Genomic DNA, 10,797 nt, shown 5'->3' with positions numbered 1-10,797 from the left:
TCCACTTTTTCTCGCATGTATGCCATTATCCCTTCCAGCTCAATTTACGGTAAAGGCATACAAGACAACGGACCAATTTTAGTTTTTCCTTTCTCGCTCCATCAAGATTTCTTCTACAGGCACCACTCCTTTAGAAAAGTCAGACAGATCAGATTTTCCAGCTCCGCACTGCCCTATAAAAAAGACAGGGCGGGGAATCACTCCTGGCCCTGTCCGGTCCTTTCAATAGTGTTTAATTTAATGTAGAGTTTATGATAAATTGAACTGAAAGGTCTTATTGTTTTATCATTCATTACGAATGACAATAATCAATTCATGTTTCAATTAATCTTCTATGAAGATCAATCTTTTATACCTGGCATTTCAATTGGATTAAAATCAGTTTCATCTGCCGGGACATCCCACCATTCCATATAATTATAATCGATAGTACCTTGCTCCAAAGTTACGGTTGCAGGTGTTACACTAGTATTTACAAACAAAAAGTTTGCATTAGTGCGCCCACCACCTTCCGATACGGGTTTAAGGATACCCCACCGCCTTGCATCGTAAAATGCCGTTCCCTTCAAGAATAAACCGATACGCCGTTCTTTACGAAGTTCTTCCAATGCGGCAGCCTTGTTCAATCCGGTACCGGAGACCGCAGCCAATTCGGCATTCTGATAAGTTCTTATTGCATCGATATGTGCCAGCCCCGCATCGATCTGGTCCTTCCGGATTTTTGCCTCGGCAAGCATCAATTGCGTTTCCTCATACGTGCAAGCCATGGGCATTTCTGCCACGCCAGCATCTAAGCTGGCATAATCACCATTGGATATAACATCGTATCTTGTACCATAACTCATGCCACGGGCATTGGTATAAGCACTCGCTCTTTCTTTGATATTACGTGTATATCTGGCATCACCCTCTTTAAAATCCTGCACCAATCGTTCAGAAACAAATTCCCATCCTGCAAGCAAGCGATATGGCGCCCATGCCGTTTGATATACGAAACAAAGATCACTATTCGGGTCTGTAATTACATTGAATATCTTATCGTCTTCGCGAATACCATTCGACGCAAGTGTCTCGATTTCAGTTAATTCTGCGGAAGTCAGGTCTTCTGCATATTTATTCACTAAAATATTTCTCGCCAAATAACTGTTGATATTTCTTTCTAACATGCGTGGAGATATGAATCCTCCATGCTTAGCCCGAAAGGGAGAAGGTATGAACGAAGTCATGAGAGTTCGGTAAGAGGTATCATCTTCATTGATGCCGGCAAGTAGCGTTTTTGCTTCTTCAAAATTTCTATTTGCTTCAGCTATAATTTCGGCGTGGGAAACATATCGCCCCGCCTCGCTATATATATCGGATATAGTACCTTGCGAATAAATGGAGCCTATGCGCGAATAAGCAAACCCTTTCCACCATAAAAACCATATTTTAAAAGTGTTCTTCTTTACTGCTATCTCGGCCTCGGTACCTGTAAAATTAACATCATCAAGTTTACTCATCATCAAATTTGCATGCCCTATTACGCCATAATTAGGGAACCACTCATGTGCGAACGTATTATCACTGCTGCCATAGTCCCGTGAATTCCTTGACCGAAGCATTTCAGGTTGTGAAGAACCTTCAGGGGGAGTGATTACCTGCCCGTTTGAGCGGGTTATGGAACTAACTTGATTTACCCATCGCCAACCAAAGTTACCATGAGGAATGGAAAGCGCGTCGCCCATTACATTATGGTCGGCTTGCACAAACCACATAAAATAATAGATTCTAAGCGGGTTATAAACCCCTAAAGCCGCTTTTTGCATTTCTGACTCAACACCCAGCACTTCTAATCCCGGTTCATTGGGATTTTCTAATTTCAGGGTGTCTTTGCTACAAGAAGCGATTAGAATCCCTGCAAATAGAATGGATAGTAAATATATTTTTTTCATATGACTCATTTCTATTTATGTGATTAAAATCTTAATGTCAATCCCAAGTTTATAGAGCGCGTGTTGGGGATAGACCACAAATCAATGCCCCTGTAGAGCGGATCATTAAGTCTCGTTCCCACCGCCTCGGGATCAAGCCCAGAATAAGGAGTGAAAGTAAGCAGGTTCCGTGCCGAAACAGTAAACAAGAGACCTCTCACATAGTTGTTTTTCAGTAACGGTGCAAAATCATACGATAAGGATATATTTCTCAATCGCAAGAAAGAGGCATCTTCCACAAAAAAACTGTTCACTTCATTCGTGTTATACAAACTATTGTGATATGCAACCCAGGCGCCTGTTTCTCCGCCAATAGTCACCTCTTTATCGAAATCGGCATGGATTTTATCCCTGTAGAGGAACTGACGCGATACATTATATGCCTGGGCACCTTTCACCCAATCGAGTTGGAAGGAAAACGTCAGATTTTTGTATAATGTGAAATCATTGAAGAACGACATCGAGAAATCGGGAGTGGCATCGCCAATCTTTGCCTGCTCATTCGTGAATTGCACTTGTTTCGATGTCTTGTTTACCACCATTCCTTCTACAAGTTCATAATTTGATGCATCTGCCTCAGCTATATAGCGTTCACCGGCAGAGTTTGTCTGATCGATAGAAGTCAACGGTGAAACGCCGTAAAACGCACCTACCGGTTCTCCTTCAACAAGTGATGTCTGTCCGGATCCGCCCGCACCGATCACGATAGGCAAATGGTTTGCAATATTATCCACAATGGTTTTCCCCTTACTGAAGCGGGCACCGAATGTCCAATCAAAAGACTTGGACTTATATACATCCAGATCCATTGAAAGTTGAATACCGTTACTCGACAAGTCAATGGCATTAGTTTGAATAGCCGCGGCGCCGCTTGAAGGGGGAAGTCCTATTTGATAGATTGTTCCGGTACTTTTACGTGTCCAATAAACCAACGATCCGCTTACCTTATTCAACCATGCGCCCTTATGCAAACTGATCCCGTAGTCAAGTCCGAATTCCGTCTCCCTAGTCCTTTCTACTCCAAGTTGTGGGTTTCGTGAGGGATAATCTGAATCTCCGGGCAGATAAAAATAGCTCTGGTCGCCCAATACATCGCTTTTTAAAGTAATAAGACGGTCGTATGCTGCCGGTTGTATTCCTGCCTCCCCATATGCCATACGAAGTTTCATCTCATAGATGCTGGGATTTTTCAATATTTCCGAAAGGCGGAAATAGAAATCGGCCCGGGGAAATGTAAAGGGTTTGGAACCTTCACCAAATGCCGAAGAATAATCGGAACGGAAACCAATTGACGTTCCCATAAGATCGGCATAATCAAATTTTTGGTTTACCAAATAACCGAAAGTGATAAACTTGGATATGTTATCACTTGCGGTTTTTGTTCCGGCGGTTGTAATTGTAAATGGCGGGTATAATCCGAATCCGGTACCTGTTCCGGTGAGCCGCTCATAATCGTTCCGCCTCCAGTCATATGCTATTTGAGTAGTGGACTGAAGCGGGAAGTCCATGTTGAAATCTTTCGCCAGATCGAAACGCAGGAATGTGCTCAATAATGAATTTTGCTGGGTTTCCTGTATCTGTCTTTTTTCCAAATTGCCGGTCAAAGGCGGAATACCTGCACCCGGAGTATTTGTACTCTGTTGATTGGCTATAAAATCATTATAGTCGTAACGATAATGATCGACACCATATTTATAATCCAACTCAACGAACTTATTTATTTTATAGTTCAAGTTAATTCCCTGTATAACACGCATGATATCGGCTGTTATATCTCTGTATTTATACGTATAAAAAGGCATTACAGAATTACCTACTTCCCAATTCACAGGAGGATTTCCGCTTGCATCCGTATATGTCAGGTCCACGAATGACGGCACAAGCAATGCAGAGCCCAAACCACTGTAAATATTATTCCTGTTGTTAATACCTCCGGTCGTATTCTTACTTGCTATTAATTGCGTGATGGAACGGATGGTAAAGCCTTTGAATATTTCAGAACCGATATTAGCCGTTATGTTCTTTTTGTCATATTTACCATGGATAGGGCTTTCCTGATCCATATATGCAAGAGATAATGCATAATCTATTTTCTCAGCAGCCCCCACAACATTCAAAGCATGAGAATGGGTGATCACATTTTTCTTGAAATATTGATCAATATGATCATAAGTTTCTTCCTTAAACGGTTTATCATTTTTTGATGTTGGAGTTACCGCATCAACGGGCTTGTTCCAATATCCCGTTTCAGGATCGACAGCTATCCTGTTTCCTGACGCATCGGCTATATATCCATCGGAAGTAGTTGGATAATAATGGTTTTTCGCGAAAGCAAGATTTCCCCTGAGAGCATTGTCTATGCTTAACGAACCGGTATAGGTTATGTCGGTACGCTGTCCGACTTTCCCTTTCTTTGTGAATATCTGAATAACACCATTTGCTCCTTGTGCTCCATAGATAGTTGCGGCAGCAGCTCCTTGAATAACCTCTACCCTTTCCACATTCGATAAATCCAAATCAGCAAAACGAGAAGAAGAATTTCCCGTACCAATAGCCAAACTACTTGAATTTATCTCTACCCCATCAACCAGAATCATGGGTTGTGTGGAGCCAAGCGAGTTGATACCGCGCAAAATAATATTCGCCTGTTGTCCTGGCTGTCCAGATGTTGATTGGATCTGTGCCCCAGCAATCCGTCCAATCAGGGCAGCGTCCACACTATTCGCGGGCACTCTTTTCAGAGCTTCCTCAGAAACCGATTCTACCGAAATGGCTACCTTGCGCCTGTCAGTAGCCGAACCCAAACCGGTTACTACAAGTTCCTGCAATATTTCTGTGTCCGTAATCATCTCCACGCGCACATTCGCACTTACCGGCACTTCCTGTGTCCGCATTCCCACATAAGAAACAACCAGTGTTCCACCGGAAGGAGCAGACAGGCTAAAATTCCCGTCCATATCGGTTACTGTTCCCTGTGACGTCCCTTTGATCTGGATGGTAGCACCGATCACCGGTCCACCCGCTTCATCCACCACGGTACCACGCACCTGGGTCTGAGCCACAGTAAGCCCTATCCCCATAAGGAACAGGGCCAAAAACATCATTAGCTTTCTTTTCATACTCTACGTTTTTAATTAATAATTAATTCGAAATAAAGTTTTGTTTTTATTACCAACCCTGCTTCTGGAAAATATAAGAATGACTGTCGGTTTAACAAGACACAAAAAAACATGCCGGTCTTTAGCGAGATCGGCACAAAACTAAAGCGCATGCCAAAAACATATTTCGGCATGAAGCTGAAAAAACAAATAAAACGGGATAATAAACTTTTAAAAAGAGATGAAGAAAACTTTAAGAGATTATACGAGAGCTTGCCTGCCCCCCCCCCCGTTAGTATTTATTAACAAATAGGGAGATGTTGTATTATTTCCTAACTTAAACCTCATTTTTCTCTACTTTCTCAAATGTTTTGTTGCAAATTTATATCATTCTGTTTTTATTTCACAAATTTTTCCGTAAAAAAATTGGTTTTTAACATACTAAAGAGTAAATCTAAAAACAAAAGTACGAGAAATCAAAAGGTAAAAAACAGGGCGAGGAATCGCTCCCGGCCCTGTTTACTGCCTTTCAACAATGTTTAATTTTTACGTAGAGTAACTATAAATTTTTTGCTGAAAGGATTCATCTATTGTTTTTTCTTAATAATTAGTTTCCATCAACGTGTTAAAGTCGGTTTCCACTTTAGGAATTTCATAAACCCATCCGGATTCACTCTGGGTTCTGGTAAGGAAACCGCAGAAAGTGGCATCATAGTTGCTACCTTTCCTCTCACATGGCAGATTAAGTCGCTTCAGGTCAAACCATCTAAAACCTTCTCCCCAAAGCTCTATCCTGCGGTGGATCATAACCTCTTCAGCCAATGCCGTTCCCGTATTTCCCAAATCTACATATTCGGGATCACGCTGAGAAACAAAAGCAAGGAAGTATTTTTTCGCCTCCGTATTCTCATTTGCCCGCGCATACGCCTCGGCGGCTATCAGGTAAAGCTCCGACAAGCGCATGAAAGCCACGTCCCCTACAGCATTGGCCGTTGAACGGGCAGTAAACTTCCGGTTTTGATATACGCGTCTGTTATAATTGCTGGCCGGCACACTGGCTGTTCCGGTAGGATCCCACCATTGACGGCGCAAATCGGTTTCCGACATCATATCATAAGTATCCTGACTGATGCATTTGATCCCGGTTCTGATAGAGGACGAATTGAAATTCCAAGACATATAAGCATAGAAAGAATAAAAATAAACCGTCTGATCGTCCTGGGTCATGGCAGCATAGAGCGCCTCATCAGTTTCTGTGGTTATGTTGGCAAAACCATGCATCAATTCATTGGGCGTCATTAACTTACACCCTTCTTTTTCAGCCATTCCAATAGCTTGCGCGGCATACTCTCCCGCAGCAGAATAGTTTTGTTGTGTCAAGGCAACCCGGGCCTTAAGCCCATATACCACTTTCTGCGTATAATGATTGACATCATTAGCCTCATACCCCTCCAACAAGGTAAGCGCTTCATCCAGATCACGGTGAATCTTTACATATACATCCTCTACGGTATTACGCGCCATCTCCACTGCCTCCGAAGACTCCCGGTAAGGGACTCCCGGTTGTGAGTTATCGGTTCCCGCGACATATCTTTTGGCATAATATTGAACAAGCTGGAAATGACACCAAGCCCGAATTGTCAATGCTTCCCCCTTGATATATTTGGCCAGCGGATCCTGGGAGCCTGAGAAATTGGCTTCCAGGCTTTCGAGAATCATGTTGGCATTCAGGATAAACTGGTAATAGGTCCTCCAAATTCCGTTGTTGTAGGCAGAGGAAGGATTGGTATTGATAGCCCAAGTGAGATGACTTTGATGCCATGTCTGGGTATCCCAAGTCATATCGTCACCATGTGCATCCCTGGAGAGCATAAAACCAGGCTCTCCCCCCATCCCCTGGTTTCCCAGGTCTTGTGACACCATTTTGCGATGAATTCCGTTCAAAGCGAGGTACAATCCATTTAACGTTTCCGAAATGGTCGGAGCGGAAACCGAACTCGTGGGAGTAGTATCCAAGTAATCGTCGCCACAACTGGCAACCATCATGGATAATACAAGCCCTATTGTAATTAGTCTGATATATTTCATACGATTAATTTATTTTTTTCTTGTATCTGTATAGAACTCTCTTTTAATCATTGACTTGTACAAATTTTTTCGTGAAGCCATAGCAGAGTAAATTTATTTACTTTGCCGAGCGCAGAAAAAGTCTAACTTTAGGGAAAATGATTATCATGCTCGTTTCATATGATTTTTTCATTAAAACGATAAATTCAATCCGAATGTGAGTATCCGTGCCGGCATATATTCGTGATAGGTTAACCCGTTATAATTTCCTTGCGGATTCAACCCCGCACGTGCCTTCATCATGAACAGGTTTTCCGCACTCAGGTTGAGACGAATGTTGCTTAAATCATAAGCCTTAACCAAGTTGCGAGGCAACTCATAAGCCAATGACAATGATCTGAAATTCAAATAACTGGCAGAAACCAACCAGCGGGTAGAGTAACTCTGTCCTATATTCGTTGCATGGGTATCATTCCTTTCAAGGCGAGGTACATCTGAGATATCCCCTTCTTTCCTCCAAGCTTTCTTCACATCTTCATGCATGGAATACCCGTAATTACTCATACTCATTAAACTGGCATAATTCAAATCCAATATTTTCCCTCCGATTGAATAGGAGAACATGGGTGTAAGTGTAAAACTCTTATACCTGATATTGAAGCTGAATCCTCCGTATAGTTTAGGTATGGAAGAGCCACTAAAATCATATTTGGCATAGCTGTAGCTATTGGTAAGTTGTTTTCCGTCAATCTCAACGATTGAATTCCTGGCTGCTGCGGTCATTGTACCGTCGGACTCATTATAAGCCTCTGTATCAAAATAATACAATCCGTCACCATTGGCGGGGTTCACGCCGTACCACTGCCTGAGCCAGAATTCATACCTCGATTTGCCTTCATATAGTTTCTTACTGCCATCGATGATTCCGTTCTCACGATTATCTTCCGGCAGGGAGACGATCTTATTGGTAAGAAAAGTTCCGTTGACAGCCATAGAGAGACTCCAGTCCTTCTGCTTTACAATCTGATAATCCAGACCTAATTCCCATCCGGAGTTCCTCACTTTACCTATATTCTGAACCTGTGATGTTACCCCGATTGAGGCAGGAATGGAAACAGGGAATAAAAGATCTTTCGAGTCTTTTCGGAAATACTCTATCACACCCGAAAGCCTGTCAAACAGACCGAATTCCAGCGCCACATCAGTCGAAACCTGGGTTTCCCACAACAGGTTGATATTGGCCAGGTTCGAAAAATAAGCACCCGCCTCCAATCCATTATTGATTCCCAGTGAGTACAAGGTCTGATAAGGATAGTAATCCGAGTAACCGTCCTCATCCAAAACGTCATCAACCCCCGTCTGACCGTACGAAGTCCTCAACCGCAGATTATTCACCCAGTGGAGATCCTGCATGAAATTCTCTTGGCTAATTCGCCATGATCCGCCCAACGAATAGAAATTCCCCCATCTGTTCTCCTTTGAGAACCTGGAACTACCATCTCTCCGGTAAGAGAATGATAAATAATACCGGTGATCGAAATCATAATTCAACCGTGTAAAATAACCTTCCTTTCTATATAAATTGGTATAGGAAGACAAATTGCTTATATTGGTAAAATTGGGATAATCATACACACCTTCCACAATTTCATTGGTCTTCATTGAGTAATAATAATCATACTTATAAGAATTATTCTCATGTCCCAACAGAATATCGAAATTGTGCAGATCATCAATAGACCGTTCATAGGTGATTAATTGATTGAAAGTTTCGGAAAAGGTGCGCGTGGACAATATATTCAAACGTCCTGGCCCTGCAGTTCCATCACCCACATAAGGATTTTCGTACACCTTGCGGCGCAAATCAGCGTTCTCAATACCATAATTGGCGGTAATATTCAATCCTTTCACCGGAGTCAACGTAATATATGTCCTACCCACAACATTTACCCTGGAGATATCCCGCATATTCAGTTCCGTTTCCGCAACCGCATCCCGACCGTTATTGGATAAACGCGCTCCTTCATAATCATAAACATATTCATCGGGATTGGTAGTAGAATTTCCAAACTGATCCAAATAAGCGCCTGTTCCCAGATCATGTCTATGTACCGGGTAAATAGGCGCCATAACGCGTATGTAACGAGCCAGATTACTATAACTACTGCTATTGTCTGAAGTCGACGTCGAGTAATTGGAATTTATCCGTGACAACGCCAGGTTCACACCCGATTTAAACCATTTTTTGGGAGTAATATTATAATTCAACCGTCCCGAAAAACGCTCAAAATCCGTCTTCAACATGTATCCTTTGTCATCCAGATAACCTATGGAAGCATATGTATCGCTCTTATCGGTCGTGGAATTATAGCTTAACACATACTCCTGCCGATATCCCGTTCCATAGGCGGCATCCTCCCAATCGAGGTCATCTCCCCATTTCAGTTGGGTGGCAGCGGGATTCAACAACCCGTCGGTACCGACCACATCGCCGTCGGCCACACCGGTAAACGGATTATATTTTAACGTATTCACAATATTGGCGGATGCCAGTTGTGCGGCTTCAGACGAGCTATTGCCAACACTCACATAACTGTTCTTCAACATTTCCCATTGCAGGGGATAATATTCCCATACATTGACTCTGCTATAATCGCTGTATGCTCTCCGCGATCCTCCCTGTGTAATACTTAAATTGACACTGGCGCCCGCTTTTCCTTTTTTCGTGGTGATAAGAATAACACCGTTACCGGCACTGGAACCGTAAAGAGAGGTTGATGCCGCATCCTTCAATACAGAAACCGATTCTATGTCGAAAGGATTAATATCCGCAATATTACCATTATACACAGCTCCATCAACCACATACAAAGGGGCATTCGATGCGTTTACCGAACCGAATCCCCTTATTCTTATGGAAGAAGAAGAGCCAGGTTGTCCAAGCGCGGACGTTGCCTGCACTCCGGATGCATTACCTTCCAACACTGAAGTAATATTGGTGATAACTCGGTTTTCTATAGCTGCGGCATTCACGGTTGCAGCTGATCCCGTAAATGAAGACCGTCTTGTTGTTCCATAAGCGACTGCAATCACCTCGTCAAGCATCTGAGAGTCAGTGGTCATCTCCACACGCACATTCGCACTTACGGGCACTTCCCGCGTCCGCATTCCCACATAAGAAACAACCAGTGTTCCACCGGAAGGAGCAGACAGGTTGAAATTTCCGTCCGCATCGGTTACCGTACCCTGTGAAGTACCTTTAATCTGAATCGTAGCTCCGATCACCGGTTCACCCGATTCATCCACCACGGTACCACGCACCTGGGTCTGAGCCACACTAAGCCCTATCCCCATAAGGAACAGGGTTAAAAACATCATTAGCTTTCTTTTCATACTCTATGTTTTTAATTAATAATTAATTCGAAATAAAGTTTTGTTTTTGTTACCAACCCTGCTTCTGGAAAATATAAGAATGACTGTCGGTTTAACAAGACACAAAAAAACATGCCGGTCTTTAGTGAGATCGGCACAAAACAAAAGCGCATGCCAAAAACATATTTCGGCATGAAGCTGAAGAAACAAATAAAACGGGATAATAAACTTTTAAAAAGAGATGAAGAAAACTTTAAGAGATTATACGAGAGCTTGCCTGCCCCCCCCCC

Annotated in this window: 5 protein-coding genes; 1 reads left to right on the top strand and 4 read right to left on the bottom strand. The window is 42.8% G+C overall.

Going from position 1 to position 10,797, the window contains the following annotated elements; genetic code table 11:
* A partial coding sequence (locus D7D25_RS18315) for a hypothetical protein (RefSeq protein ID WP_221408028.1) occupies positions 1-246 on the top strand: 246 nt, incomplete at its 5' end.
* A 95-nt stretch (positions 247-341) separates the two neighbouring features.
* Here the strand turns inward: D7D25_RS18315 and D7D25_RS17105 are convergent.
* From D7D25_RS17105 to D7D25_RS17090, 4 genes are all read right to left on the bottom strand, one after another.
* Complete coding sequence (locus D7D25_RS17105) at positions 342-1,931, bottom strand: RagB/SusD family nutrient uptake outer membrane protein (RefSeq protein WP_122970137.1); 1,590 nt, start codon at positions 1,929-1,931, stop codon at positions 342-344.
* Between the two features lie 23 nt (positions 1,932-1,954).
* Entirely contained in the window at positions 1,955-5,089 is a 3,135-nt protein-coding gene (locus tag D7D25_RS17100) for a SusC/RagA family TonB-linked outer membrane protein (protein WP_221408027.1), read from the bottom strand.
* A gap of 579 nt (positions 5,090-5,668) precedes the next feature.
* The gene (locus D7D25_RS17095) at positions 5,669-7,156 is read right to left on the bottom strand and encodes a RagB/SusD family nutrient uptake outer membrane protein (protein WP_122970136.1); all 1,488 of its coding nucleotides are present in this window, start codon (positions 7,154-7,156) and stop codon (positions 5,669-5,671) included.
* Positions 7,157-7,327: 171 nt separating this feature from the next.
* Positions 7,328-10,528 carry a SusC/RagA family TonB-linked outer membrane protein gene (locus D7D25_RS17090; protein ID WP_122970135.1) on the bottom strand — a complete coding sequence of 1,067 codons (3,201 nt, stop codon included), beginning with the start codon at positions 10,526-10,528 and terminating at the stop codon, positions 7,328-7,330.
* Between the last annotated feature and the right edge of the window lie 269 nt (positions 10,529-10,797).

Origin of the sequence: Proteiniphilum sp. X52 (genome assembly GCF_003712195.1) — a bacterium.
Taxonomy (GTDB): Bacteria; Bacteroidota; Bacteroidia; order Bacteroidales; family Dysgonomonadaceae; genus Proteiniphilum.
Note: the sequence above shows the minus strand (reverse complement) of the source record. Positions and strands in the feature narration are given on the sequence as shown.

Coding starts and splice junctions, on each gene's coding strand:
- D7D25_RS17105 (WP_122970137.1), bottom strand. CDS start 1,931: ATGAAAAAAATATATTTACTATCCATTCTATTTGCAGGGATTCTAATC.
- D7D25_RS17100 (WP_221408027.1), bottom strand. CDS start 5,089: ATGAAAAGAAAGCTAATGATGTTTTTGGCCCTGTTCCTTATGGGGATA.
- D7D25_RS17095 (WP_122970136.1), bottom strand. CDS start 7,156: ATGAAATATATCAGACTAATTACAATAGGGCTTGTATTATCCATGATG.
- D7D25_RS17090 (WP_122970135.1), bottom strand. CDS start 10,528: ATGAAAAGAAAGCTAATGATGTTTTTAACCCTGTTCCTTATGGGGATA.